Source organism: Bradyrhizobium sp. Arg237L (genome assembly GCF_029990105.1).
In the GTDB taxonomy this organism is placed as follows: Bacteria; Pseudomonadota; Alphaproteobacteria; order Rhizobiales; family Xanthobacteraceae; genus Bradyrhizobium.
This window is the reverse complement of the sequence record NZ_JAQMIL010000018.1, coordinates 64,492-90,070: the sequence shown is the minus strand read 5'-3', so window position 1 is coordinate 90,070 and position 25,579 is coordinate 64,492. Positions and strand designations below refer to the sequence as shown.

Below are 25,579 nucleotides of genomic sequence, written 5' to 3'. Positions count from 1 at the left end.
TTGGCAATGGCTCGATCAACATCCTCCTCACAAAAAAACAAAACCATCCGCGTCGAGACCGACAGTTTCGGTCCGATCGACGTCGCCTCCGATCGCTATTGGGGCGCGCAGACCGAACGCTCCCGGCAGAACTTCCGCATCGGCCGCGACCGCATGCCGATCGAGATCGTGCATGCGCTCGGCATCGTGAAACTGGCGGCAGCGCTCACCAACCGCGAGCTCGGCCTGATCGACGCGCGCCGCGCCGATGCGATCACGCGCGCCGCGAAAGAAGTGATCGAAGGCAAGCTCGACGATCATTTCCCGCTGGTGGTGTGGCAGACCGGCTCGGGCACGCAGACCAACATGAACCTCAACGAGGTGATCGCCAACCGCGCCAACGAACTGCTCGGCTTTGAACTCGGCGCGAAGAAACCGGTTCATCCCAACGACCACGTCAACATGAGCCAGTCGTCGAACGACTCGTTTCCGACGGCGATGCACATCGCAGCGGCGCAGGGAATTTTCAGCAGGCTGATTCCTGCGCTCAGCGAATTGCATCGCGAGCTGCGCCGCAAGGAGAAAGCGTTCGCGAAGATCGTCAAGATCGGCCGCACCCACACCCAGGATGCGACGCCGCTGACGCTGGGTCAGGAATTCTCCGGCTATGCCGCGCAGGTCGAGAGCGCCATCGCGCGGCTGCGTACAGCGGCGAAGGATCTCCTGCCGCTGGCGCAAGGCGGCACCGCTGTCGGCACCGGCCTCAACTCCAAGCCACGCTTTGCGAGACTGTTCGCAAGGCACGTCGCCAAGATCACGAAGCTGCCGTTCATCAGTGCGCCGAACAAGTTCGAGGCGCTGGCCTCCAACGACGCCTATGTGCTGGTGCACGGTGCGATCAATTCGGTGGCGACCGGGCTGTTCAAGATCGCCAACGACATCCGCTTCCTCGGCTCGGGCCCGCGCTCAGGCCTCGGCGAACTGATCCTGCCGGAGAACGAGCCGGGCTCCTCGATCATGCCGGGCAAGGTGAACCCGACGCAATGCGAGGCGATGACGATGGTATGCACGTACGTCTTCGGGAACGAAACCGCCGTCACCATCGCGGGCAGCCAGGGACACTTCGAGCTGAACGTCTACAAGCCAGTGTTGGCATATTGCATGATGAGTTCCGTTCAGCTCCTGTCGGATGTTATCAGCTCCTTCACCGAGCATTGCGTGGTCGGGATACGTGCCGATGAGAAACGCATCGGCGAGCTGATGCAGCGATCGCTCATGCTCGTCACTGCGCTTGCGCCGAAGATCGGATACGACAACGCCGCGAAAGTCGCGAAAGCAGCACATGCGCGTGGCACTACGCTCAAGGAAGAGGCGTTGCGGCTCGGCTATGTATCGGAACGTGAATTCGACTCCCTGGTGCAGCCGGGCAAAATGACACATCCGGGTTAAGTGAACCGCGAATTGCATAATTTTCCCGGGAAAAAGCGGTGATAGGGTGTGCTGGCGCGCTACGAATTAGCGCAGCCCCTCGACTGATATAATTATGGATCATAACGCCTAAAGAATGAGATTGGTTGCAACGGGCGTTGCGTTGACGCATGGGACAGCGGCGAAATATATGGTTTTCGCGGGGCGAAGCTAACCTTTTGATGCTATCACTAGGCGCTATATAGTGATTTCGGATGGGCATGTGCTGTGCTTGCGCGCAACTTGGCTGCGGCTGTTTCGCCAACAGGCATTTGCGCTTCGGGATCGCTGGATGATGGGGTGGGCATGGGGCACGTGATCAATTTGAACCGAGTAAGAAAACAAGAGCAGCGCAAAGAAGCTGCGAAGCAGGCTGAAACCAACCGCGCACGATTTGGTCGCAACAAGTCTGAACGGAAAGCGGATGAGCTTCGTAACGCGCGCGACAAGAAGCTGTTGGATCAGCATCGCATCGACGGCGGAGACGCATCATGAAATCGCCCGTCGTCAAACGTTCGATCGTGGTCGCCGGCCACAAGACCAGCGTCAGCCTGGAAGAAGCGTTCTGGAATGGCATGAAGGAAATCTCGGGCCTCCGGAACATGACGCTGTCGGAGCTGGTCGGCGAGATCGACAGCAATCGCCAGCAGGGCAATCTGTCGTCCGCGATCCGGCTTTTCGTGCTGGAGTATTTCCGTTCGCGCGCAATCGCCGCGACGACGGCCCAGGTACCGGACAACAGGCCGCAAGCCTGATCCGTTGTAGATAGCCGGTGCTCTGGCACCGGCTTCACCGACAAACCAGAGTGGAGAGCGAAATGGATATCGCCAAGCGAACCGCGCCGCGAAACCTGTCCATTTCGGAAGCTCTCCATGCCTGCCTTTGTCGTCCTGGATTCCATCTCGGTTCACGCGCCTGAGGGCCGCCCACTGTTCGATGAGCTGACGCTCGCGATCGGACGCGAGCGCACCGGCATCGTCGGACGCAACGGCTGCGGCAAATCGACACTGCTGCGCCTGATCGCGGGCGAGGTCGAACCAGCAGCCGGATCGGTTCACCGTGCCGGATCGATCGGCATGCTCGCGCAGATCGCCGACGGGCGGGCGACGCTGGCGCAAGCCCTCGGCGTCGATGGCGAGCTCGCGCGGCTGCACCGGCTCGAGCGCGGTGATGGCACGCTCGAGGATGCCAGCGCGGCTGACTGGACACTGGAAGCACGACTACGGACCACGTTGGTGGAAGTGGGCCTGCCCGCCCTATCGCTCGATCGCGCGGTAGCGTCGCTCAGCGGCGGCGAGCGAACGCGCGTCGCGCTGGCGCGGCTGCTGATCCAGGCACCTGACGTGCTGCTGCTGGACGAGCCCACCAACAATCTCGATGCCGACGGCCGCGAGGCGCTGGCGCAACTGCTCGGGCGATGGCAAGGCGGCATCGTGGTCGCAAGCCACGACCGTATGCTGTTGGAGCATGTCAACCGCATCGTCGAACTGACGCCGGTTGGCGTCACGATTTTCGGCGGCGCGTGGCCTGATTTCGCCGAGCAGCGCGATGCGGCGCGCTCGCGTGCGGAAACCGAACTGGAGCGGGCGGCCGATGCGCTGCGCAGCGCCGAGCGCGCGACGCAGAAGGCGCGCGAAAGAAAGTCGCGCCGCGACAAGGCCGGCCGAGCCTGGCGCGCCAAGGGCATCGAGGACAAGATGTTCATGGACCGCGAGAAGGAACGCGCGGAGGCCAGCGCCGCGCGCGAAGGCCATCTCGCCGAGCGCCTGATCGGCGAGCGTGCGGATGCATTCGAGGAAGCCCGCGCGCGGGTGGAGATCGTGACGCCGCTGTCGATCGACCTGCCGAAGACCGCCCTTCCCGCCAATCGCGAGCTCCTCACTTTCAACGACGTGGCGATGGCCTTTGCCGCCCGCCACCTGTTCGGCCCGCTGTCGTTCGAGCTGCGCGGCCCCGAGCGCGTTGCGATCGGCGGCGCCAATGGCACGGGCAAGAGCACGCTGCTCCGCCTGATCACTGGAGCGGCGCAGCCGACTGCCGGCACGATCCATCGTCGCACCGACCGGATCGCGATGCTCGACCAGCATGTCGGCCTGCTCGATCCCGGCACCAGCATTTTGGACAATCTGCGCCGGCTCAATCCGGAATTGTCAGCCAATGAAGCGCATGCCGCGCTGGCGCGATTTGCCTTCCGCAACAGGGCTGCGTTGCAGATCGTGGATACGTTGAGCGGCGGCGAGCGCCTGCGCGCAGGCTTGGCTTGCGTGTTCGCACGGCCGGAACCGCCGCTATTGTTGCTGTTGGACGAGCCCACCAACCATCTCGACCTCGCCGCGATCGAAGAACTGGAAAGCGCGCTGCGCGACTTCGATGGCGCGCTGGTCGTCGTCAGCCACGACAAGGCGTTCCTGCAGGCGATCGGGATCGAACGGGAGATTGGGCTCTGAATCGTAGCCCGGGTGAAGCGCCAGCGTAACCCGGGACCGCTACTGATGCAGACGTCCCGGGTTACGCATTCGCTCCCCCCGGGCTACGGGCGCTAATTCTGCGCGGCCGGACGCGATGGCGGGTTGGCGACCTGCGGCGTCAGTGCGAGCGGCGGGCGGGGTTTTGGTTTCGCGGCACCCGGCGGCGGCTTGACGTCGATCGGCGGCGGCAATGGGGCGAGCTGCGGCTGGCTCGCGACTGACGCAGGCGGATTGGCGGCTGGTGTGCTGGCCGGCGGCTGCGCCAGCGGCGGACGCGGTGCGCTCGTTTTTGGCTTTTGCGCTCCCTTGCGCGGATCGCGGCCCGGGATCGGTACGTCGGTTGATGCTGGCGGGATCGTCGCGCTCGCATCGGGAGCTTCCGCCGGCTCCTGCGGCGGGATCAGCGGTGGCGTCGGCTGGAACGTTGGAGGCGGCTCGCCGCGCTCAATCGCATCCAATCGCCTGGTCTCGCGGTCGATCGCACGCACCGCGAGCCAGGACGACAGCGCCGCGACATCGACGCTGTGGGTGAGGCCATCAGGCGTGCCCACCGCGAACAACTGGATTTCCGGCCGGCTCGCCGCGGTGATCGCGGTCGGCACCAGCGCGGCGCGGATGTCGGCCTGGTCGGCCGGAATGTCGTAACCGCCGGAGATCGTGGCATTGACGCCATTGGCCGCGAGCGTGCTGGCGCCGACACGAATCCGCCCGTCGCGGATGTTGAACGGAAGCTGGGCTGAGGCGACCGACAGCGCGCCGTTTGCGAGCGCCTGCTCGACGATCTGCTTCAGCCGCGCATCATCCGAGACCTGACCATTCTCACTGGCGCGGATCGCGATGTCGAAGGCGCGCGGATCGAGCCCGGCAATACGCGCCGCTTCCAACGTGATTGTGCCGCTGCCGGACACCGCGCCGGTCAGCGCCGCGGCGCTGCGGCCCTGGCTCATCAATGTCATCTGCAACGAGGCGCGCCCCTTGGGCATGCTGAGATTTCGGTAGCTCAATGCCGTGCCATCGACGCCATTAAGCTGCACGCTCGCATTGACGGTGATGCCGTTCGCACTCGGCCTTGCATCGATGGCGGCGCTGAGATCGCCGCCGCCGATCTTGCCCTTGAGGGCCTCAAAGGTCAGCGCCTGGCCGTCGCTCTTGATCGTGCCGCTCACCGGCTGCAATTCGCTGCCGCCCGGCAGTTCGCCGCGCAACGCCTGGAAGACGATGTTGCCGCGCCAGCCCTTGAGCACGCCGCCGCCGAGCGGCTCGGCCGGATCATGCCCGCCGGCGCCGATCGCAAACGCGAACACCGGTGCGAGCGTGACCTGGTCGAGCCCGATCTCGCCCTCGATGTTCTTCTCATCCCCCATGGCGAGCGCGACACGGCCTCGCAGCCGCGAGCCGCCGACGATGCTGTCGAGGTCGTCAAACGACAGCCTGTTGCCGGCAAGCGAGACGCGCGACGACAGGCGGACGCCGTTCACCGGCGTGTCCGACGACTTCAGATCGAGCAGCGGACTGATGTCGGCGCTCCTGACCCGCAGGTTGATGCCGGCCTTCTTCGCCTCGTCCCATGGCTCGGCCGAGCCTTCGGCGTCCGCATCAAGTCCTGCGCCCCACATCCTCGCCTTCAGCCGCAACGGCGCGCGCCAGGCGCCGTTGACCGAGCCTTCGAATTGCGCGGGGCCGTCGCCGACCGTGATGACGCGATCGAGGCCGAGCAGCGCGAGCATTGTACGCCCCTGCCCCGCTGAAAATCTGGCGTCGACACCGAGATCGCTGCGGCTGAGGGCATCGAGATCGGTGCTGCGGATCGCGGCGACCAGCGGCTTCGCCGTCACCGTGGCGGAGCCCTTGAGCTGGGGCGCGTCGAGATCCAACGCGGCGCGAAGGCTGCCGCGATCGGCCTGTCCCTTGTCGAGATCAAGCGCGAGCTTCAGCCGCGCCGGACCGGGAACCGCAGCCAGCGTGTTGAGGCGCGATGCCGCTGATGGCGCGAACGATGAGACCAGACCGGTCAACTGGCTGAGCGACGCAGCGTTTGCGTTGAGCGCGAGCTTTCCGGTCGCGTTGATGCGATCGAAATTGCCGGTGCCCTCGATCGTCACGCTGTCCGGCTGGCCGATCTTCAGCCGCTCGAGCGAGACCGTCTTCGGTCCAAAGCCGAGCTTGGCCTGCAGCGGACGCAGCTCCTGTCCGGCCGAAATCGCGCGCCCGATGTCAAGCGAGAGCTGCGCTTCCTCCGGCCATTCGGCCTGCGGTCCCGCCAGCGAGCGTATGACGGCGGTGGCCGCGTCGAGGTCCAGCCGGTCGGCCTTCACGTTGGCGTCGACCTTCGCGCCGCTATTGCCGCCGGGATACGACACCGCGACACGTCCGGTGATCGCGCCACCATCGATCTCGGCCTTCATGGCGTCGACGGTAAAGCCGTTTGCGGCGACCGTGACGTCGCCGCGCAGCTTGAGCGGTTTTTGATTGCGAGACGGCAGATCGCTGCGGCCCTGCAGCCAGACCATCAGCGCGTCGGGATCGGAAGACTCGACATTGAGCGCCGCTTTGAAGCTGTCGGACTGGGCACTTTGCGGGCCAGCACCGCTGAGCGAGACGCGCGTGGCGCTCGGTGCGCGGAAATCGAGCCGCCGCACCGTCCAGCCCTTGTCGTCGCCGTGAAGCTCGGCCGCGATATCCTGCAGCGGCCGCCCGCCGAGCATGATTTTCTCGGACGAAAATTCGATCTGCGACGGCAGCGCGACGTGCGGAACGCCCGACAGCAGCGCGCGCAGCGCCGGCAGCGCACGAACCGGCTCAGCATTATTGTCCTTCGTGGCAAAGCGGTCGACATCGAGTTGCCGAGCCGAGAGCGAGGCGCGCAGCAGCGGCGAACCGCCGAAGCGGATGTCGCCGGCGCCTGCAAGCTTCAGCGCGCGGTCTTCATTGCCATAGCTGATCTCGATCTGCTCGAGCCGCGCCGCCGAATAATCGGCCTTGACCCTGGCTCCCATACGCCAGGGCGTCGGCGCGGCGTCATCATTCTTTGATGCGGGCGGAGAGGCCAGCGCCACCACGCCTTCGAAGCGTGGCGCGCGGGACTCGAAGGTGAGCACGCCGTCGAGATCAGCCGACAGCGGGCGCTGGCCGGGGTCGATGTTGACATGCACGCGGGTGCCGCTGCCATCGGCGCTCTGGCCGGAGGAAATCCGGAACGGATAGCGGGAGCCGTCGAACGTGAAATTGCCATCGCCGCGGATCGCGCCGGCAAGCGAGCGGACATCGCCGCTGAAGGCGATGTCGCGCAGTTCCAGCGTGCTGTGGCTCGCCGCGTCATGCAGGGCGATGCGGCCGGTGAGGTTGACGCGATCGATCGCAAGCGAGGCGAAGTCGAACGTGCCCTGCGAGGCCGGCCAATCGATCCGTCCCTTCTGGTCCAGACCGAGGTCCACCGACATGCCATTGACGGTGAGCTGCGTGGCGCGCCATTCGCCGCGCATCAGCGAACCCAGGCTGAACTCGACGTCGAGCTTGTCGGCCCGGACCTTGCCGCGATCGTTGTCGCCGCCGATCGCGGCCGAACGCAACCGAAGCTGCGGCGCCGGCAGCAGCCGCGCGTCAAGCTCGCCGCCGATGCGCACGGGCGCGCCGATGATTCGCGTCGCCTCTGCCTCGAATTGCGGACGGAACTGGTTCCAGTCAATGAAGTACGGTCCGACCAGCGCGGCGATCAGCGCAAGAATGAACGCGATTGCCAGGCCGAGCAGCGTCGTCTGCACGGTGTCTCCCTTTGAGCCCCGCCCCGGCGCGCGTGGCCAATACGGCGCCGGAGCAGCCCAATATATAGAGACAAGTATGGCGAAGTCACAGCGGTATCACACTGCGGCCGCTGGGACGGGCGAGAAGGTTACCAGCTCGCCGGCAGGCGCCGTAGCCCCCGCAGCACGAAGGTCGGCCGCCACTGTGGGTTTTCCGCGTCATCCAGCCGCAGGTCCGGCAGGCGGCGGAGCAGCGTCGAGATCGCGATTTCGGCCTCGATCCGCGCCAATTGGGCACCGAGACAGAAATGGATGCCGCCGCCGAAGGACAGCGGTTTCACGTTGGGACGGGCGATATCAAGCTGTTCCGGACGGTCGGGATAGACAGCCGGATCGTGATTGGCCGAGCCCAGCAGGCACAGCACGGCCTCGCCCTTGGGTATGCGCTTGCCGCAGAGATCGATGTCCTCCAGGGCCGCGCGCCCGGTCATTTGCACGGAGGAATCATAGCGCAGGAATTCCTCGATCGCGTTGGTGATCAGGGCGGGATTTGCCTTGAGCAGCGTGAGCTGATCGGAATTGCGGTGGAGCGCCAAGAGGCCGTTGCCGATCAGGTTGACGGTCGTCTCGTGCCCGGCCCCGAACAGAAGGATGATGTTGGCGGTCAGCTCTTCGTTGCTGAGCTTGTGGCCGTCCTCCTCCGCCTGCACGAGCTGCGTCGTCAGGTCATCGCCGGGCTGCTTCCGCCGCAGCTCGAAGAGCTGCTGGAAATACATCTCCGACATCTTGGTTCTGGCGTTGCCCTGCTTGATCTCCTCAGGCGACAACGGCACCGGTTCGAGGATGCGCCCGCTGTCGCGCGAGCCGGTATAAAACGTTTCGCGATGCTCCTCGGGGATTCCGAGCATGTCGCAGATCACCGTCACCGGCAGGCGGAATGCAAAGTCTTCGATGAGGTCCATCCTGCCCTGCGGGATGACACGATCGAGCGTCTGATCGACGATCTCCTGAATCCGCGGCCGCATGTCCTCGACCCGGCGCGCCGTGAATGCCTTCACCACAAGGCCGCGGAGACGGGTGTGATCGGGCGGATCCTGCTGCAGCATCATCTGGCTCATGCTGCGGAAGACCGGGTCCTCCATGGCCTTTGGCCCGTAGCGGCGTATGGCGCGGCCGGCATAGTCCTTGCCAAAGTGCTTGTCGCGCAACACGAAGCTCACCTCCGCCTGACGGCTCGCGACGAAAGCGCCGAACGGCGTGACATGCATCGGATCCTCGGCGCGCAGCCGCTCGTAATGCGGATAGGGATTGCGAATGAATTCCGGCGCCAGGGGATTGAACAGCGGATCGTTGTTCGCCGGCCGAGCTTGCTCGTTCATGGTGACCTCAATCGGTTGCCGCGTTGCGACGATTTCACATTGAACGCTACCGGCCGCCGCTTCGTGCGGGCCCAAGCGTTTCCACCCCTGAAACTCGATACACTCTTGTATCGAGTTGCATTGTGGCCTAAACAGGGCCGATGTCAAGAGTTAGGACCAGACCGACCAGGGACGACACCTGCGAAAAGCTGTTCGAGGCGGCGGCGCGCGTGTTCGAGGAACAGGGGATCGGCGGCGCCAGCATCGAGGCGATCGCGGCCGCCGCCGGTTTCACGCGCGGGGCGTTCTATTCGAACTTCAAGAGCAAGGAAGAGCTCATCATCGCGATGCTCGAGGACCATGTCGAGCAATCGATCCGGCGCAACCTCGACCTGTTGGCCCAACACACCAATCTCGCCGATTTCATCGACGCGTTGAAGCACATGGACCGCACCAGGCAGGATCCGCTCGGCCGCTCGCCGCTTCTGCACATGGAGATGATCCTGTTCGTCGCACGCGCGGAGAAGCGCCGGCCCGAACTTGCAAAGCGCCTGCGCGCCCGGCGCAAGCTGGTCACCGACATCATCGAGACCGCGCGGAAGGATAGCGGCGGGAACAGCCGGCTGGATGCGGCATGGACCGCCGCGATCGTGCTGGCGCTCGAGGACGGCTTTCGCCTGCACCGCCTGATCGATCCGGAGACCACGCCGGCCGACAGCTTCCTGCGCGCGATCGGCGACCTGCAGCGCACGATCGGCAACGCGGACCGCGCCGTAGCGCCGTAGCCCGGGTGGAGCGCTAGCGTAACCCGGGACGCCTGCATCAGCGCTTGCGCGCGGTCCCGGGTTACGCTGACGCTTCACCCGGGCTACGGCTCTGCAACGTGTGCAAGCGGCCCGCCACAGCACGGACTTTTCCGGGCGCTGCCTGCCAGATCGCGAAGGCGGACAACGCGCTCACGGCAATGCTGATCGCAAAGGCCGCCGTGTAGCTGCCGGTGAAATCATACAACAGCCCCGTCGCCCACGGGCCCGCAGCGCCGCCCGCGAGCGCAGCCAGCATGATGGTGCCGAAGATGCTGCCGTAATGCCTGCCCTGGAAGATCTCGACCACGACCGGCCCCATCACCGAGGTCAGGCCGTAGCCGAGCGCACCTTGCGTGAACACCATCAGATAGACCAGCGGCAACACAGGCGCATATTTCAGCGCCACCAGGCTCGCAAAGCAGACCGCGAAGCCGGCGCAACTGATCGCCCACACCGCTTCGCGCCCGATCCGGTCGGAGAGATGGCCAAGCCAGATCTGGCCGGGAATGCCGAGCAGGCTGACGACGCCGAGCGACCACACCGCGACATTCGGGCTGAAGCCGATGTCGAGCAGGAACTTGGTCTGATGCACCTGCACCGCGTACCAGATGTAGAGACCGCAGAAATAGCCGAGCGCGATCCACCAGAAGCGCGCGGTGCGGAGCGCCAGACGCAACGTCCAGTCGGTGCCGGCCCAGACGGGATCGACGATGTTCGACACTGGTTTTGCCGAAGTGGCGGTCGGCGCGGCATCGCCATCAGGCAGTAGCCCGATGTCCTCGGGACGCTTTCGCACCAGCAGATTGATCGGCGCAAGCACGACCAGCACGAGGATGCCGATCGCGGTGCAGGCGGTGCGCCAGCCGGTCTGCTCGATCATGTGCTGCACCCACGGCAGCAAGGTCACCGAGCCGATGCCGACACCGGCGAAGGCGATCCCGATCGCGAGACCGCGGCGGCGGATGAACCAGTTCGGCAGGAAGAACGATTGGCCGGAATAGCCGAGGCAGACGCTGCCCGCCCCTACGAGAACGCCGATGCTGAGATAGAGGTGCCAGGGCTGCGTCGTCAGCGGCGCCAGCAGGAACCCTGCGCCCATCAGCACGACGCCGAGTTCCATCACCGCGCGCGGGCCGGAGCGGTCCATCAGGCGGCCGATCAGCGGACTGGCGATGCCGGAGGCCACGAAGCCGAATGAGAACGCGCCGGCGGTGACGCCGCGGTCCCAGCCGAACTCACTGAGGATCGGTGGATAGAACAGCGAGAACGCGGTGCGCGCATTGACGCCGATCGCCATGGTGACGAAGGTCACCGCGATGATGATCCAGCCGTAGAAGAAGGGAAGCCGCATCAGTGGCTCACCAGCGCGTGGCTCTCATGGCCGAAATAGGCGCGCTCGAGCCGCTGCGCCAGATTGCTTTCGTCGGTCGGTGCTTCCAGCACGATATTCCCCTGCACCAGGGCGTAGACACGATCCGCCGTCGCCAGCGCCTTCTCCAGCAATTGCTCGACCAGCAATACCGCGGTGCCCTGCGCGCGCAAGCGGCCGATGACGTTGAGGACCCGATCGACCAGCACCGGTGACAGGCCGGCCGACGGCTCGTCGAGCATCAACAGCCGCGGGCGGCGCACCAGGCCTTGCGCGACGGTGAGCATCTGCTGTTGCCCGCCCGACAGCGCGCCGCCGCGCTCGTGACGCTTTTCGGCGATTTCGGGGAAATACGCCAGGGCTTCCTCGACGCGTTGTGCGCGCTCGGCGCGCGGCACGTCGTAGCCGGCAAGCAGCAGATTGTCGGTGACGGAGATTTGCGTGAACACGCGATGGCCCTCGATCACATGGACGAGGCCGGCACGCGCGGCATCTCGCGGCGTCGCGTTGGTCATGTCGTGGCCGTCGAAGCGCACTTGTCCCGCAGTCACCGGCAGCAGTCCCGACAGCGCGCGCAGCATCGTGGTCTTGCCGGCGCCGTTGGGGCCGAGCAGCGCCACCACCTCGCCGGCGGCGACCTGGAAATCGATGCCATGAAGGACGCGGATCTTGCCGTAGCCGGACTCGAGCGCGCGCACGGAGAGCAGAGGTTCAGCCGCCGAGGTACGCACTGACCACCTCCTTGTGAACGCGGATTTCGGCCGGCGTGCCCGCCGCCAGCGTGCGGCCGAGATTGAGCACGGTGACCTGGTGGCAGATGTCGAAGATGAGATCGGCGTGATGCTCCACCAGCAATACACCGGTGCCGCGTGCGCTAATCGCCTTGATCAGGGACGCCAGCCGCTCGATCTCGTCATTGGAAAGACCGGCCGCGGGCTCGTCGAGCAGCAGGAAATCGGGATCGAGCATCAGCGCACGCGCGATCTCGATGAAGCGGAGTTCGCTGTGCTGCAGGCGGTCGGCGCGCACCTCCGCCAGCGTCTCCAGCCCCACCACGCGGAGCAGCGCCCGCGCCTTCGCCGCCAGCATCCGCTCGTCTTCGCGATTGCGCGGCGCCGACAGCATCGCCTCGACGAAGGTCGCCCTGCCCTCCACCGAGCCGCCGATCATCACATTCTCCAGCACCGAGGCCTCGCCGATCACGCGCGGGGTCTGGAATGTCCGCGCGATGCCGCAAGCCGCGCGCAATGCCGGCTGGCCCGGCGGCAACATGTCCTCGCCCAGCGTCATCGCGCCGGCCTTGGCGGCGTAATAGCCGGAGATGACGTTGAGCGTCGTGGTCTTGCCGCTGCCATTCGGGCCGATCAGGCCGTGGATCTGGCCGGGCGTCACGTCGAGGTCGAGCCCGTCGATCGCCTTCACATTGCCGAAGCTCAGCGCGATGCCGCGCAGCTCGAGGTGCTTGCCGCCGGTGCGACGGCGCACGATGTCGGCGAGAGCGGCCGGACGCGGCACGATGGCGCGGTTGCTGGCGAGCGGGCGGCGGTTGCGGAAATCCAGCAGTGCAGCGATGCCGCCGGGCATCACCAGCACGATCACCAGCAGCAGCACGGCGTAGAGGAAGGTCGACCAGGCCGCGAGCGGCGCGGCGATCTCAGGCAGGATGGTCAGGATGATGGTGCCGAGCATCGGCCCCAGGATCGAACCGCGGCCACCGATCAGGATCGCGATGAAGAACAGGACTGACAGATCGAAGGTAAAGGCGTCGGGCGTGATGTAGGTCTGCAGCGTCGCGAACAATCCGCCGGCGATTGCGGCCAGCGCGCCGGCGAACAGGAAGATCGCGATCAGCATCCTTGGCTTCGAGATGCCGGTCGCTTCCGCCGCCACTTCGGCGTCGCGCACCGCGATCAGCGCGCGGCCGAACCGGCTGCGGGCGACGTTGGCGCTCATCCAGGTGGCGACCACCGCAAACGCGACGCAGAGCGCGTAGAAGCCCCAGGGCGTATCGAACGGCGCCGGGAATTCCGGGCCGGCGATGCCGATCCCGCCTCCGGTCACGCTCTGCCAGGCCAGCGCGATCTGCGTGACGATGGTGGCAAAGCCCAGCGTCGACATCGCGAAATAGAAGGTGCGCAGGCGCAGCGCCGGCAAGCCGACGATCACGCCGAACAGCGCGCCGACGCAGCCGGCAATCGGCAGCGCCAGAAACACCGGCACTGCCGGCGTGACATTGCCGGCGACGAGCACGCTCGTCGTGTAGGCGCCGAGCGTCAAGAGCGCGACATAGCCGATCGCAAGGTGGCCGGCGAAGCCGACCACAAGGTTGAGGCCGGCGACCAGCACCCAGTAGATCGCCATGCGCGTGCCGATCAGCGCCCAATAATCGTTGCTGACGAACGGCAGCAGCAATGCAAGCGCGAGGATGCCGAGGAACGGCGCGACGTGCGGCAACGCAGCGCGCCAGGCGACGCTTTCACTTTGGGCAGAGGTTGCAGTGACCGCCGTCATCACACCCTCCGCGCCGTTGTTCCGCCGAACAGGCCTTGGGGCGCTGCCAAGAGGACCACGATGAACAGGGTGAAGACGGCAACGGACGAGAAGATGCCGCCGACGAGGAAGTTCGCTGCCTGCTGGAACAGGCCGAGCGCCAAGCCGCCGAAAATGGCGCCGCGGTTGTTGCCGAGGCCGCCGAGCGCCACCGGCACGAAGCCGTAGAAGTTGAGCAGCGCGCCATTGGCAAAGAACGCCAGCAGGAGCTGGCCGCCGGAAAAGCCGGCGATGCCGCCGATCACGCCGGCGAGCGCATAGCTCGCGACCCGCAGATTTCGCTCGGGCAAACCGAGCGCGCGTGCCGCGAAATTATCCTCCGCGATGGCGACAAAGGCGCGGCCCACCAGCGTGCGGCGGTAGAGATATTCCAGCGCAACGATCGTCACCGCGCAGGCGACCACCGGCAGCCAGAACTTTTCGTCCCAGATGCCGCTGCCGAGCCCGATCACGCGCGGGAATGGCTGCGGCTCGGTGCCCCATTTGATCGCCGCGATCTGCTGGATCATCAGAGCCAGCGCCAGCGTCGAAAGCACATAGAGATGCTGGTCCAGGCTCTTGAGGACCGGCCGCACCGCGACGAACTCGGTAATGATGCCGACAATCGCGCACGCGGCCAGCGTCAGCACGAAGCCGACGATGATCGGCATGCCCATCTTGAGCGTGAACATCGAGCCGAGCACGCCGCCGAGCATGGCAAGCTGGCCCGCGGTGAAACTCATCACCCGCGAGGTCGAGAACATCGTGTTGTAGGTGACGCCGACGAGCGCGTAGATCGCGCCCGCCGCGAGACCGGATGCGAGGATCGAGGCGAGCATCGGATGCACCCTCTGCCGCCGGCCTATGTATAGCCCGGCGCCAGCGCGAACGTGCCGTTCTTGGCGGTGCTGGCCTCCGACATCACGATCTCTTCGGTCGGGTAGCCGTTATGCTGCGTCGGCGTGAAGGTGTAGGTGCCGAAATAGCCGGGATATTTCGACAGCGTGTTCCAGTATTTGACGAGGCCCGCGCTTTCGGTCGAACCGCTTTCGGCGACCGCCTTGGCGATCAGCTCGATCGCGTCGATGCCGCCCGCGACCCACCACAACAGCGTGTCGTTGAGCGCGACATTCGCCTTGGCCAGGCGCGCGACGAGCTCCTCGCTCTTCGGCGGCAGTTTGCCGGATGCATCGTAGCTGCAGCTCTTGTAGCCGATCGCATAGACCTTCTTCCAGTTCTCGGGCTTATCGACGAGACCAGCGAGTTCACCCGATGCGAGCGAGGGATGGCCGACGAACGGCACGTCCCAGCCCATAGCGGCGCGGGTGTTGAACATCCGCGCCTCCATGCCGGTGGTGACACTCCAGACCACGATGGCCTCGGAGCCCGCGTTCTTCGCGCGCAGCATGTCGGGCGTCATGTCCGGTTGGGTTGCATCGATATTGGCCTGGTAGACGACGTCGGCGCCGTCTTTCTTGAACGCCGCCACCGAGGCGCCGACGGCGGTCACGCCATAGCCCGTGGTGTCGCCGATGACGGCGACCTTCTTCACCTTGAGGACGTTGAGGCAGTAGTTGCGGACCGCGTCATCCCACTGGCTGTTCGACGGCGCCATGCGGAAGGCGTTCGGATATTTGGTGGTGTCGATCAGGGTTTCGACCACGCAAGGATGAATGTCCGGAATCCTGGCCCGCGCCATGATCGGCGTGGTGGCGAGCGCTTCGCCGGAATTGACCGGCCCCCAGATGGCATGGACCTTGGCCTGGCTGATCAATTCCTGCGTCGCGTTCACCGCCTTGGTCGGATCACCCTGCGTGTCGCGCATGACGAGCTCGATCTTGCGGCCCTTGACGCCGCCGGCCGCATTGATGCTGTCCACCGCAAAATTGATGCCGCGGTTGAAACCGACGGTCGGCGCGGAACTCGGGCCGGTGATCGCCGCGAGGCAACCGATCTTGATCGGCTCGGACTGGGCAATGGCAGGCTTTGGGAACGAAAATGATGCGGCGCCCAAGGCACCGGCGCTTCCCAACAGCATGTTGCGGCGTGAAATAGCCATGTGTGATGCTCCCGTTCGTTTCCTTTTCGCGGCGCCCATCTTTAGATTGCAGGCGTCCGCATGATTTTATTGTCCCGGCTGGCGCCCGAGGCTTGTCGCGGGATTCAAGTTTGAGCCTGACGGCACCGGCTTGTCCAGCGTTTATCCCGTAGAATTGCGGAGACGATTCGCGATCAATGCCCGGACACGGGCCTGTGACCGATCTCTTAGGCTTAAGCGCATGAAACCTCTGGAAACTTGTCGCGGTCCACGTCAATAGGTTGCGACGCCAGATGCCGCCCTCGAAGGTCAATTGATGCACGATGTCTCGATCCCGGCAGCCTTGATCGCCGGACTAGTCAGTTTCCTGTCGCCCTGCGTGCTGCCGCTGGTGCCGCCCTATCTGGTGTATCTGACCGGCGCGACCATCGAGCATGTCGCCCATGACGAGAGCACGCAGGCCTCCAAGCGCGCAGTCATGACCGCGGCCTTGATGTTCGTGCTCGGCTTCTCCACCGTGTTCGTGGCGCTCGGCGCCAGCGCCTCCCTGATCGGCGGGCTGATCCGCGCCTGGTCGGCACAGCTCTCCATCGTCGCCGGCATCGTCATCATCGTGATGGGACTGCACTTCCTCGGGCTGACGCGGATCGGGATATTGATGCGCGAGGGCCGGATGAGCATGCCGAAGCCGGTCGGGCTGTGGGGCGCCTATGCGATGGGGCTCGCCTTTGCGTTCGGCTGGACGCCCTGCATCGGCCCGATCCTCGCCGCGATCCTTTCGATCGCAGCAGCCGAGGCGACCGTGACCAAGGGCGCCGCGCTGCTTGCGATCTATTCCGCCGGGCTCGGCATCCCCTTCCTGCTTGCAGCGTTCGCGGTCAAACAGTTCTCGTCACTGTTCGCGCGGATGAAGCGGCATCTCCGGACGGTCGAGCACGTCATGGGCGTGCTGATGATCATCACCGGCATCGGCTTTCTCACCGGCGCCGTCACCAATGTCAGCATCTGGCTGCTCGAGACGTTTCCGGCGCTGCAGAATATCGGCTGAGGCTTGGTCAGACTTGTGCCAGCGCCAAAGCAATGCTGGCCTTTCGCATCACGATGTCGAATAGTGGGCGGCCCTTACGCTAATCGCACCGAGGACCGATGGCCGAGGACACGCCCGGGACAGCAGGCCGCTCCTGGCCGATCTTCCGCTCGCTGGCCGCGTTCCGGCCGGGCGATTTGCCCGGCGACCTGATCGCGGGCCTGACACTGGCCGCGATCGCAATACCCGAGCAGATGGCGACTGCGCGCCTCGGCGGCTTCGCCCCCCAGATCGGCTTTTTCGCCTTCATCGCAGGTTCGCTCGGTTTTGCCATGCTGGGCAGCAACCGCTTTCTGTCATGCGGCGCCGACTCCACGATCACGCCGATCTTCGCCGGCGGCCTTGCGCTGATGGCAGCCGCCGGCTCCCCGGAGGCTATCGCGCTTGCCGCGGCCCTGGCGCTGATGGTCGGAGTGATCCTGGTCGCCGGCAGCCTGTTTCGCCTCGGCTGGATCGCCAACCTGCTGTCGACCCCGGTCACCATCGGCTTTCTTGCCGGCATCTCCATCCACATCATGGTTTCGCAACTGCCCGTCGTGCTCGGCGTACCGCCACCGAAAGGACCGATGCTCGAGCGGATCGCGGAGATTGCAGAGCATCTTCCTGCCGCCAATTTCTACTCCGTCAGCATCGGGCTTTTCGTGCTGGCCTTTGTTGCCGGATCCGAGGCCATCAGCGCCAGGATTCCCGGCGCACTGGTCGCGCTGGTGGCGGCGACCGCCGCCGTGATCTGGGGCGGATTGGAAACCAAAGGGGTCAGCGTGGTCGGCACCGTGCCAGGCACGCTGCCGATGCCGTCGTTTCCTGAGATCTCTCCGGAACGATGGGTCAAGCTGCTGTCATTGGCGCTCCTGATCGCCATGGTCGTGATGGTGCAGACCGCGGCGACGACGCGAGCATTTCCTTCCGATCCGGACCAGCCCGCCGATGTCGACCGCGATTTTCTCGGCGCCGGGGCCGGCAACATTCTTGCCGGCCTGTTCGGCGCCTTTCCGGTGGACGCGAGCCCGCCGCGAACCGGCATCGTGGCCGAGACCGGCGGACGCACGCAGCTATCGGGACTGTTCGCCGCATCGATCGTGCTGGCGCTGCTGGCGTTCGGCGCCGCGCTGCTCCGTCACGTTCCGGAGGCTGCGCTGGGCGGCGTCCTGCTTTTCGTAGCGTTTCGCATCATTCGCTTCGGGCAGATTGCTGCGATCTTTCACCAATCGGTCGGCGAGTTTCTGCTTGTGGCGGCAACGGCAGCTTCGATCATCGTCCTGCCGATCGAGCAAGGCGTCGCCGTCGGCATCGCTCTCTCGCTGCTCCATGGCATCTGGAGCACGACGCGGGCGCGGCTCATCGTGTTCGACCGCGTACCTGATACCACGATCTGGTGGCCGGCCAATCCGAACATCAAAGGCGAGCGCGACCCGAAAGTTGCCGTAGTCGGCCTGCAGGCGCCACTGTCATTTCTCAACGCCTCGAGCTTTCGTGCCGACGCGCTGAAGCTCATCAGGACGGCGACACCGAAGCCAAGGCTGCTGGTAATCGAAGCCAGCGGCATCGTGGAGATCGATTTCACCGCCGCACAAACGCTGCTCGACCTTTTCCGTGAATGCGGCGAGGAAGGCGTGACCGTCGCGATCGCTCGCCTCGAATCGACCCGCGCCCAACAGGCATTTGAGCGCTTCGGCCTCTATCACGCGCTACCGACGAACCACGTCTTCCATAGCGTCGCCGAAGCCGTTCGCACGCTGGCCGGCTAGGCGCAAGGCGCCCAGGGCGCGTACTCATAAATCGAACTCGACTTGGTGCAGGCTTGCCAATGTCCGCCATGTCCCCGGTAGCGACCAAAATTCCGCATCGTAACGAAATGACGCAATGGGCCAGAACCGGACCTTCGTTGCCGGCTTTCTCGCGATCATAAGCAACGCTAGGCACGCCGAACGCTCCAACGACCGCTGTCCTGTCTTGCACCACAGGCCCCGGCCTTCTCGCTCGACGGCTTCGCCAGATCGCCGACATGATCGTGGGCGCACCTGGAACAACCTCCGGAGTGGCTCGTAGCGTGGCCGATTGCCTTTTTCGAACGCATGCCCGCGTCTTGGTGTGGTCAATCCCGTGCTGGCCGTCGGTGCGGTATTGTGGGATGAATTGCCCCACTGACCGCAGAGTGCCCCGTACAATGATTTCGAGGCTCAGACTAAGCTGGGCGGCCAGCCCACAACCCTCATAGATGGAACGTTCCTGAAAACCGGAGGGAGCACCATGAAAGCACTATGGTCAATTCCGATAGCCGCAGCTCTTACATGCGGCACGTTATCTGCGGGAGCCGCAGATCCGCTCAAACAGCAGCTTGTAGGCACTTGGAGCGTCATTTCATTTGTAAACGTGAATGAAAGGACCGGGAAAACAACGCAAATATTTGGTTCCGATCCGAAAGGATATTTCATGTTCGATGCAGCAGATCACTTCTCAATCAATCTCATGCGTCCGGGACGGCCAAAATATGCCCGCCGCGACTTTCCGACCGCCGGGGAAAGCGAAGCCGCTCTGGAGGGGCTAATCGCGATGTTTGGCGACTACAAAGTCAATGAATCTGAACATTCAATATCCTTACATGTTATCGGCGGCAGCTTTCCCGCGTGGGACAATTCGAATCAGAAGCGTTTCATCGCGATCAACGGCGACGAGCTCACGTATAAGAACCCTACACCGGCATCCCGTGGGGGTACTGCTGTGGTGACTCTGAAGCGCGCAACAAGCGCAACCAAGTGATCTTTTGGTCAATCTGTCGCCACGGGCACCGGTTTCAGAACTCGGCTCCCCCGACCCGGCAAGCCAAGCCTCGGTACCCCGAAGTGATCGAGTGAGTGGGTCAGCACACGGTGTCCGAATCGGGTCAGAAGCGCCGCTTGGCCTCACGGCAGGGACTTCCGGTTGCCCCCGATCTTCGCAAATATCCTGCGCGGCGCCAACAGCCGCGCCGGGCCAATGGGCGACATCCTGATATGGAAGAGGCCGACAACTGAGGCGGCCTTAGGCCAAGGCAACTCCTTCCCGGTGAGCAATTCGTAAAAGGGTCTATACGGCTTACAATCCGCCGCCCGCATTTCCGCTCATGTTGTAGTTCACGAGGTAGATCATGGACCTAACCAAAATAGTTCATGAAGTCTAACGAGTACGCGACCGCCTAAAGACTGGCTCACTCTAAGGGAAAGGCTCATACAATGAACAGATTAGCGCTCTCTCTGTTGCTCGCACTTGGCACCACAGCTCCATTTACTGGCGCCAACGCAGGGACCGGAAAAGCAACAACTTTGATGGCCAAAGAGCTTCCCGACTTTCCTGGGAAGGAAGGTATGGTCGAAGTCGTCGACTTCGCTCCGGGCGAAGTCTCGGAGCCGCATCGGCATAATGCAGATCTCTTCGTCTATGTTTTGGAGGGGAGCGTCGTCACGCAGGTAGAAGGTGAAGCCCCAAAAACCGTAAATACCGGTGAGGTCTTTTATGAAGCGCCTACGGACGTCCACATTGTGAGCCGCAACGCCAGTGCGACGCAGGCCGCAAAACTACTTGTCTTCTATGTAAAAGTTAAAGGCGCGCCACCAACCATCCTAGTAGGGCGTGGACATAAATAGCGCTTTTTGACGTCGGGCGAGGAAAGGGCGTGGGTTTATGTCCGCATCGGGTCATCAGCGCCGTTCTGACTGCGCACCCATCACTTTCGGTCTCGCCTGGCAAGCGACGCGCCACAACGTCGCGGGCGCCGAGGCATCGCCACGGCCTGAGCGCTGGACCGCGTGCGAAAATCGTCAGGCCGGAAGACGAAAATCAGGAGTCCAACCCAGCTCGGCGCGTGCCTTTTCGGTCGCAACGTGTCTGTTGGACTGCGCGATGTTATAGATGCCCGGGTCGCCGTGGTCGATGGCCAGCAGAGCGGCATAAGCCGCCGCATCCACATGAATGGGCGCAGAGTTTGAGGGCCGGTCCGAAGCGGTTCCGGGGCCATAAAGCTGGCCGTAGCGAAGGACGACGCCCTCGAGCGGCGGCGATTTTAAAGTGAGATCTTCCAGCGCGATTACTCCCTGCATGTTGATACCGTTCTCTCCCTTGGCCCCGGTATCGAGCGGGTCTGTCTCCGCGTGCGGCTCGGGCCCCGGCGTGTAGGCCCACGCGATGCTTTGCGCCACCAATCGGTGCGCCCCCGCCGCAATTGCGGCCCTGACGAGGTTCCGCGTTCCCTCGCTACGGATGCGGGCGGTGCGAACGATCGCTGCTCCCATCTCGCGTGGATTAAGATCCTTCGGGAGGTCGGTGAGCTGATGGATCACGACATCGGGGCGTGCTGATGCGACGGCGCGTGATAGCGCCGGCGCGTCGAAGACGTCGACCACGACCGGGTCAGCCCCGAGCGCGCGCAGCGCGTCGGCATTCGCTTCCGATCTGGTGCTGCCACAGACGTAATGGCCAGCGCCGTGCAGGAGCGGCGTCAGGCGCCTGCCGATGGCTCCGGACGCGCCGGCAAGGAAGATTCTGTAACCCATCACCGTTACTCCGTTGAACCGTGCGCCCAAGTGGGCGCTGCGCGCCAAGTACTTTCCGATTCAAGCGGAGGGCGGGCAATCGTTCCGTTTCAGTGAAAATCAACTTTGGAGACGGCGGACAAATACGGACACAGCCGCGCATTGGAACAGATTGGCAGCCCCGGAACCTTACCTGAACGGCCGTCCGAATGTCCGTTGGGGGTCATTCGCTACAGGGGCAATCCAGCGGCAAGTCCAGCCATGTCCGCTGTGACGCCGAAAGGCCGCGTGCTGGTCTTGCCGGACGGCCATATCGTTTCGCCTCGAAATTTACTCCGCGCATAACCGGCGTTGAAGCGCGTTGCGAAACGTATCCTCTGGCTACGCCGGCACGATCTTGCCCGGATTGAAGATATTCTGCGGGTCGAGCGCCTTCTTCAGTGCGCGCATGGCGTCGAGCGCCTCGGGTCCAAGCTCGGCTTCGAGATATTTCTGCTTGCCCTGCCCGATACCATGCTCGCCGGTGCAGGTGCCGCCCATCGCCTGCGCGCGCTCGACCAGGCGATGCATGAATTCCTCGCCGCGCGCCATCTCGTCGGCATTATCGACATCGCAAACCATCGAACAATGGAAATTGCCGTCACCGACATGGCCGACGATCGGCGAGAGCAAATTGAGCCGCTTCAGATCCTCTTCCGTCTCGGTGACGCAATCGGCGAGCCGCGAAATCGGCACGCAGACGTCGGTCGCGACCACGCCTGAGCCGGGCCGCAGCGCCTTCACCGCCCAATAGGCGTCATGCCGCGCCTGCCAGAGCTTTGTGCGGTCTTCCGGCTTGGTGGTCCAGGTGAAACCGAGCCCGCCGCATTCGGAGGCAATCTCCTTGAAGTTCTTCGACTGTTCGGCGACCTCGGCCTCGCTGCCGTGGAACTCAAGCAGCAACAGCGGCGTCTCCGGCAGCGTCAGTTTCGAATAGGCGTTACACGCCTTCACCTGCGCCGCATTCAAGAGCTCGATGCGGGCGACGGGGATGCCGGTCTGGATCGCCAGGATCGTCGCCTGGCAGGCGCCGCGCACGGTCTCGAACGAACATGCGGCGGCCGCGATCGTGTCGGGGATGCCGCGTAGTTTGATCGTGAGCTCGGAGATGATGCCGAGCGTGCCCTCGGCACCGACGAACAGATGCGTCAGGTCGTAGCCGGCGGAGGATTTCTTCGCCCGCGTGCCCGTGATGATGATCTCGCCGTCGCCGCGCACGACCTTCAGCGCGAGCACGTTCTCCCGTATCGTGCCGTAGCGGACCGCATTGGTGCCGGAGGCGCGCGTCGAGGCCATGCCGCCGAGCGAGGCGTCGGCGCCGGGATCGATCGGGAAGAACAGGCCCTGGTCGCGCAGATACTCGTTGAGCGCCTTGCGCGTGACGCCGGGCTCGATCACGCAGTCGAGGTCCTCGGCATGCACGGCGAGCACCCGGTTCATGTCGCGCAGATCGACGCAGATGCCGCCGGCCGGCGCGTTCACCTGCCCCTCCAGCGAGGTGCCGGTGCCGAAGGCAATCACGGGAACACGATGTTTGGCGCAGATCCGCACCACGTCCTGGATGTCGGCGGTCTCCTGCGCCATCACCACCGCATCCGGCGGCTGCGGCGGCAGCCAGGTCGTGGTGTGGGCGTGCTGGTCGCGCACCGCCTGCGAGGTGATCAGGCGGTTGCCGAAGCGCGCCGCCAGCGCGTCGATCGCGCCCTTGAGGGCCTGCGGCTCCGGACGCGCTGGGTTGTTCGAAATCGTAGTCGCCACGTGAAATTTCCTCCCGGCTTCAGCCGACCGTGGCAAAGGTTATATAAGGGGTCAAGAGCACGACACAAACAAACAGGAATGCATGATGACGACCGTTAATGCCGCCAGGGACACGAAGCTGCCCTCCGCCCCGTTCCTGTCCTCGGTGATGCAGGTCGAGCCGCAATGGATCGACTATAACGGCCACCTCAACATGGCCTATTACAACGTGATGTTCGACCGCGCCATCGACGAGATCTGGCTGCAGCTCGGCATCGGGCTCGCCTACAAGAAAGAGCGCCAAGGGTCGACCTTTACCGCGGAATGCCACGTTCGCTATTTGCGCGAGATCAATCTCGGCGATCCCGTCCAGGTCACGGTCTATCTGCTTGGCGCCGACGACAAGCGGCTGCACACCTTCGAGGAGCTGCGCCACGCGACCGAAGGCTGGATCTCGGCGACCTCCGAAAACATGTCGCTGCATATCGACATGAACTCGCGCAAGGTCGCCCCATTCCCATCCGATATCCGCGCCCGCATCAAGGCGATCGCAGATATCCATGCGTTGGTCCCGCGCCCCGAGGGCATCGGCCGCAGCGTGGCGATGCCCTCACGTTAGGAGCGCATGATCCGGAAAAGTGGGGACCGGTTTTCCCGCGACAAACGCCACGCGTTTGCGCAGAGATCATGCGCCAACCAAATATCCACCTAGACCCTTGAGCGGCCGCGCACCAAGCCGACGACTGCCGAGATCAGGAACAGGATGATGGCGATGAAGAAGATCGTCTTGGCGATCTCGATGGAGACGCCGGCGATGCCGCCGAAGCCCAGAACACCCGCGATCAACGCGATGATCAAAAACGTTACGACCCAGCTTAGCATGGCCAAACCCTCTGCTTTCCGTTTCCACCGACGCGATTGACCATCGCGCCAAACTCAAGGAAACAATCCGCCCAAAAAACGATGGTTCCGTGGGGTGGAAGCGCGAAATTTGCCGCTGCTCACGGAACAAAACCACGCTTTGGAGGCGGCAGGGTCGGGCCTTCGCTGCTGTTACACCTCCTGATAGTCGGCGGGAGCCACCCTGACGTATCCGCCGGCGCGCAGCGACTCAGGCTCAACGATCTCCTTGGCGGGAGCTGTCGGCGCATTGCGCGCAGTCTTCCAATCGCCCTCGAATATCTGCGTGAAGTAATCGCAGATGCCCGGATGAGAGAGCCATACGCCGGCCTCGCGATTCTTGGAGACGGCGGAATCGGACCAGTTCTGCGAACTGACCAGGACATCCTGGCCATCGACCAGGATCATCTTGTTATGGCAATGCACGAAGCGGGTCGTATCGATGTATCGTATGTTCTTGCCGGCCACGAGGCCGAACTGCTGCTTTAGCAGCGCCAGGTTTTTCTTCTCGGCGTCGAGATCCTCCTTGCCGAAGACCTTGCCGAGAATGATGCGGATATCCAGCTTCTTGTTCTGCTTTCGCGCGTCCGCAATTGCCGTCAGCAATTTCTGGATGTCAGGCTGCTTGCCACGAATGTATTGCTGCTCGATCAATACCGACTTCTTTGCCGCCCGAAGCTTCCCCGGGATCACCTGCATGTAGTTGTCCGGACTGAGGACCGGCTGAACGGCAAGCGGCTTGGTGAGCTTGAAAGTCTTGCTCGGAAACAGCTTGGCCGGGATCTTCGTCGGCGCCCGCTCGATCATGAAAGCGTTGGCCGCTGCAATGGCCTGAGCCAGCGCTTCCGGTCCCGTCAGCTCGAGATTCATGTCGCTTTCGAGAATGCCGGTGAAGAATTTCGAAAGTTTCCTGGAGCGGATCGCCAGGCCGGTGTCGCGATTGCCGGGCCGGAAGTGAGCGGGATCGCCGCCGTCCTTCACGTTGAGGGGTATGCTGTTCTCGCTGTAGTTACCGCTCTGCACGATGCACCATTCGCCATCGATGACGATCACCTTCTCGTGCGATGAGATGAAGAAGTGCACCCGATGACTGGCGCACGATGGTGCCGGCACGCCGTCGACCCCGGCATCGTTCAGGTCGTCGAACAGCTCCTGCTCATCCTTGCTGTCGATATCGAGCATGAGCTTGACCTTGACGCCGCGCGCGAGCGCATCCAGCACGAGCTGCTTGATATACTCGGCGGAAAAGTCATAGATGCCGATCAGGATCGACCTCTTCGCATCGTCAAACAGCTTCTTGGTCACCGCGAAAGTCGAATCCGGCGAGCAATAGGCGATGATTTCCTGATCGACGTCGACCGCGGGAACCCTGACTTTCTCGTATTCTTCGAGATGGCAGTTGCGCGGAACCATTTCCGGCATGAAGACGTCGGTCCGGACCGGCACCACGCGATCGCCCTCGGCCCGAACGCTCTGCGGTTCGGCAAGAAACGGCCCGCGATGCTTGAGCATCGATTGGCGCAATACGAAGCTCGGCATTTTATCCCCCATGTT

At 64.0% G+C, this 25,579-nt stretch carries 21 protein-coding genes; 10 read left to right on the top strand and 11 right to left on the bottom strand.

Features of this window, described 5'->3' with window-relative positions; genetic code table 11:
* Positions 1 to 6 precede the first annotated feature (6 nt).
* The 4 genes from fumC to OZ411_RS13615 all read left to right on the top strand — a co-directional run bounded on the left by fumC (position 7) and on the right by OZ411_RS13615 (position 3,893).
* Positions 7 to 1,428, top strand: a complete 1,422-nt coding sequence (fumC, locus tag OZ411_RS13630) for a class II fumarate hydratase (RefSeq protein ID WP_282528355.1) — start codon at positions 7 to 9, stop codon at positions 1,426 to 1,428.
* A gap of 324 nt (positions 1,429 to 1,752) precedes the next feature.
* Positions 1,753 to 1,941 carry a DUF4169 family protein gene (locus OZ411_RS13625; protein ID WP_130583017.1) on the top strand — a complete coding sequence of 63 codons (189 nt, stop codon included), beginning with the start codon at positions 1,753 to 1,755 and terminating at the stop codon, positions 1,939 to 1,941.
* Positions 1,938 to 2,201 carry a ribbon-helix-helix domain-containing protein gene (locus OZ411_RS13620; protein WP_130583014.1) on the top strand — a complete coding sequence of 88 codons (264 nt, stop codon included), beginning with the start codon at positions 1,938 to 1,940 and terminating at the stop codon, positions 2,199 to 2,201. Before OZ411_RS13625 ends, OZ411_RS13620 begins: the two co-directional genes overlap by 4 nt.
* Positions 2,202 to 2,318: 117 nt before the next feature.
* Positions 2,319 to 3,893, top strand: coding sequence for an ABC-F family ATP-binding cassette domain-containing protein (locus OZ411_RS13615; protein WP_282528354.1), 1,575 nt, complete (start codon positions 2,319 to 2,321; stop codon positions 3,891 to 3,893).
* Between the two features lie 92 nt (positions 3,894 to 3,985).
* Here the strand turns inward: OZ411_RS13615 and OZ411_RS13610 are convergent, their stop codons facing one another.
* On the bottom strand, positions 3,986 to 7,675 hold the full coding sequence (locus OZ411_RS13610; protein ID WP_282528353.1) for an AsmA-like C-terminal region-containing protein: 3,690 nt from the start codon (positions 7,673 to 7,675) through the stop codon (positions 3,986 to 3,988).
* A 128-nt stretch (positions 7,676 to 7,803) separates the two neighbouring features.
* Positions 7,804 to 9,033, bottom strand: coding sequence for a cytochrome P450 (locus OZ411_RS13605; protein WP_282528352.1), 1,230 nt, complete (start codon positions 9,031 to 9,033; stop codon positions 7,804 to 7,806).
* A gap of 140 nt (positions 9,034 to 9,173) precedes the next feature.
* Here OZ411_RS13605 and OZ411_RS13600 point away from each other — a divergent pair, with 140 nt between their 5' ends.
* Positions 9,174 to 9,797, top strand: coding sequence for a TetR/AcrR family transcriptional regulator (locus OZ411_RS13600; RefSeq protein WP_282528351.1), 624 nt, complete (start codon positions 9,174 to 9,176; stop codon positions 9,795 to 9,797).
* A 61-nt stretch (positions 9,798 to 9,858) separates the two neighbouring features.
* On the opposite strand, the gene OZ411_RS13595 is transcribed toward OZ411_RS13600, so the two are convergent.
* The 5 genes from OZ411_RS13595 to OZ411_RS13575 are packed head-to-tail and all read right to left on the bottom strand — an operon-like array spanning position 9,859 to position 15,775.
* Positions 9,859 to 11,169: an MFS transporter gene (locus tag OZ411_RS13595; RefSeq protein ID WP_282528350.1), complete on the bottom strand. Its 1,311-nt coding sequence runs from the start codon at positions 11,167 to 11,169 to the stop codon at positions 9,859 to 9,861.
* Positions 11,169 to 11,918: an ABC transporter ATP-binding protein gene (locus OZ411_RS13590; protein ID WP_282528349.1), complete on the bottom strand. Its 750-nt coding sequence runs from the start codon at positions 11,916 to 11,918 to the stop codon at positions 11,169 to 11,171. Before OZ411_RS13590 ends, OZ411_RS13595 begins: the two co-directional genes overlap by 1 nt.
* The gene (locus OZ411_RS13585) at positions 11,899 to 13,698 is read right to left on the bottom strand and encodes a branched-chain amino acid ABC transporter ATP-binding protein/permease (RefSeq protein WP_282528348.1); all 1,800 of its coding nucleotides are present in this window, start codon (positions 13,696 to 13,698) and stop codon (positions 11,899 to 11,901) included. Before OZ411_RS13585 ends, OZ411_RS13590 begins: the two co-directional genes overlap by 20 nt.
* Positions 13,698 to 14,555: a branched-chain amino acid ABC transporter permease gene (locus OZ411_RS13580; RefSeq protein WP_282528347.1), complete on the bottom strand. Its 858-nt coding sequence runs from the start codon at positions 14,553 to 14,555 to the stop codon at positions 13,698 to 13,700. The genes OZ411_RS13585 and OZ411_RS13580 overlap by 1 nt, the downstream gene beginning before the upstream one ends.
* A gap of 23 nt (positions 14,556 to 14,578) precedes the next feature.
* A complete protein-coding gene (locus tag OZ411_RS13575; protein ID WP_282528346.1) occupies positions 14,579 to 15,775 on the bottom strand; it encodes an ABC transporter substrate-binding protein in 1,197 nt (398 codons plus the stop codon).
* Between the two features lie 295 nt (positions 15,776 to 16,070).
* On the opposite strand from OZ411_RS13575, the gene OZ411_RS13570 reads away from it, so the two are divergent.
* The 4 genes from OZ411_RS13570 to OZ411_RS13555 all read left to right on the top strand — a co-directional run bounded on the left by OZ411_RS13570 (position 16,071) and on the right by OZ411_RS13555 (position 20,464).
* A complete protein-coding gene (locus tag OZ411_RS13570; protein ID WP_130578587.1) occupies positions 16,071 to 16,802 on the top strand; it encodes a cytochrome c biogenesis CcdA family protein in 732 nt (243 codons plus the stop codon).
* Between the two features lie 98 nt (positions 16,803 to 16,900).
* Positions 16,901 to 18,589 (top strand): SulP family inorganic anion transporter, encoded by a 1,689-nt coding sequence (locus tag OZ411_RS13565; protein WP_282528345.1) that lies wholly within the window; start codon positions 16,901 to 16,903, stop codon positions 18,587 to 18,589.
* A 502-nt stretch (positions 18,590 to 19,091) separates the two neighbouring features.
* Positions 19,092 to 19,601 (top strand): lipocalin-like domain-containing protein, encoded by a 510-nt coding sequence (locus OZ411_RS13560; protein WP_130583119.1) that lies wholly within the window; start codon positions 19,092 to 19,094, stop codon positions 19,599 to 19,601.
* 452 nt (positions 19,602 to 20,053) lie between these two features.
* A complete protein-coding gene (locus OZ411_RS13555) occupies positions 20,054 to 20,464 on the top strand; it encodes a cupin domain-containing protein (RefSeq protein WP_080664018.1) in 411 nt (136 codons plus the stop codon).
* A gap of 174 nt (positions 20,465 to 20,638) precedes the next feature.
* Here the strand turns inward: OZ411_RS13555 and OZ411_RS13550 are convergent, their stop codons facing one another.
* Both OZ411_RS13550 and OZ411_RS13545 read right to left on the bottom strand, forming a co-directional pair.
* Positions 20,639 to 21,370 (bottom strand): NAD(P)-dependent oxidoreductase, encoded by a 732-nt coding sequence (locus OZ411_RS13550; RefSeq protein WP_282528344.1) that lies wholly within the window; start codon positions 21,368 to 21,370, stop codon positions 20,639 to 20,641.
* A gap of 360 nt (positions 21,371 to 21,730) precedes the next feature.
* Entirely contained in the window at positions 21,731 to 23,146 is a 1,416-nt protein-coding gene (locus OZ411_RS13545; RefSeq protein ID WP_282528343.1) for an FAD-linked oxidase C-terminal domain-containing protein, read from the bottom strand.
* A gap of 82 nt (positions 23,147 to 23,228) precedes the next feature.
* On the opposite strand from OZ411_RS13545, the gene OZ411_RS13540 reads away from it, so the two are divergent.
* Positions 23,229 to 23,744, top strand: coding sequence for a thioesterase family protein (locus OZ411_RS13540; RefSeq protein ID WP_282528342.1), 516 nt, complete (start codon positions 23,229 to 23,231; stop codon positions 23,742 to 23,744).
* Positions 23,745 to 23,833: 89 nt separating this feature from the next.
* Here the strand turns inward: OZ411_RS13540 and OZ411_RS13535 are convergent, their stop codons facing one another.
* Both OZ411_RS13535 and OZ411_RS13530 read right to left on the bottom strand, forming a co-directional pair.
* On the bottom strand, positions 23,834 to 24,007 hold the full coding sequence (locus OZ411_RS13535) for a DUF1328 domain-containing protein (RefSeq protein ID WP_282528341.1): 174 nt from the start codon (positions 24,005 to 24,007) through the stop codon (positions 23,834 to 23,836).
* A 171-nt stretch (positions 24,008 to 24,178) separates the two neighbouring features.
* A complete protein-coding gene (locus OZ411_RS13530) occupies positions 24,179 to 25,564 on the bottom strand; it encodes a phospholipase D-like domain-containing protein (protein ID WP_282528340.1) in 1,386 nt (461 codons plus the stop codon).
* Positions 25,565 to 25,579: the final 15 nt, after the last annotated feature.

Coding starts and splice junctions, on each gene's coding strand:
- OZ411_RS13585 (WP_282528348.1), bottom strand. CDS start 13,698: ATGACGGCGGTCACTGCAACCTCTGCCCAAAGTGAAAGCGTCGCCTGG.
- OZ411_RS13535 (WP_282528341.1), bottom strand. CDS start 24,007: ATGCTAAGCTGGGTCGTAACGTTTTTGATCATCGCGTTGATCGCGGGT.
- OZ411_RS13540 (WP_282528342.1), top strand. CDS start 23,229: ATGATGACGACCGTTAATGCCGCCAGGGACACGAAGCTGCCCTCCGCC.
- OZ411_RS13530 (WP_282528340.1), bottom strand. CDS start 25,564: ATGCCGAGCTTCGTATTGCGCCAATCGATGCTCAAGCATCGCGGGCCG.
- OZ411_RS13570 (WP_130578587.1), top strand. CDS start 16,071: ATGCACGATGTCTCGATCCCGGCAGCCTTGATCGCCGGACTAGTCAGT.
- OZ411_RS13625 (WP_130583017.1), top strand. CDS start 1,753: ATGGGGCACGTGATCAATTTGAACCGAGTAAGAAAACAAGAGCAGCGC.
- OZ411_RS13580 (WP_282528347.1), bottom strand. CDS start 14,555: ATGCTCGCCTCGATCCTCGCATCCGGTCTCGCGGCGGGCGCGATCTAC.
- OZ411_RS13615 (WP_282528354.1), top strand. CDS start 2,319: ATGCCTGCCTTTGTCGTCCTGGATTCCATCTCGGTTCACGCGCCTGAG.
- OZ411_RS13550 (WP_282528344.1), bottom strand. CDS start 21,370: ATGGGTTACAGAATCTTCCTTGCCGGCGCGTCCGGAGCCATCGGCAGG.
- OZ411_RS13575 (WP_282528346.1), bottom strand. CDS start 15,775: ATGGCTATTTCACGCCGCAACATGCTGTTGGGAAGCGCCGGTGCCTTG.
- OZ411_RS13555 (WP_080664018.1), top strand. CDS start 20,054: ATGAACAGATTAGCGCTCTCTCTGTTGCTCGCACTTGGCACCACAGCT.
- OZ411_RS13565 (WP_282528345.1), top strand. CDS start 16,901: ATGGCCGAGGACACGCCCGGGACAGCAGGCCGCTCCTGGCCGATCTTC.
- OZ411_RS13595 (WP_282528350.1), bottom strand. CDS start 11,169: ATGCGGCTTCCCTTCTTCTACGGCTGGATCATCATCGCGGTGACCTTC.
- OZ411_RS13620 (WP_130583014.1), top strand. CDS start 1,938: ATGAAATCGCCCGTCGTCAAACGTTCGATCGTGGTCGCCGGCCACAAG.
- OZ411_RS13560 (WP_130583119.1), top strand. CDS start 19,092: ATGAAAGCACTATGGTCAATTCCGATAGCCGCAGCTCTTACATGCGGC.
- OZ411_RS13605 (WP_282528352.1), bottom strand. CDS start 9,033: ATGAACGAGCAAGCTCGGCCGGCGAACAACGATCCGCTGTTCAATCCC.
- fumC (WP_282528355.1), top strand. CDS start 7: ATGGCTCGATCAACATCCTCCTCACAAAAAAACAAAACCATCCGCGTC.
- OZ411_RS13600 (WP_282528351.1), top strand. CDS start 9,174: ATGTCAAGAGTTAGGACCAGACCGACCAGGGACGACACCTGCGAAAAG.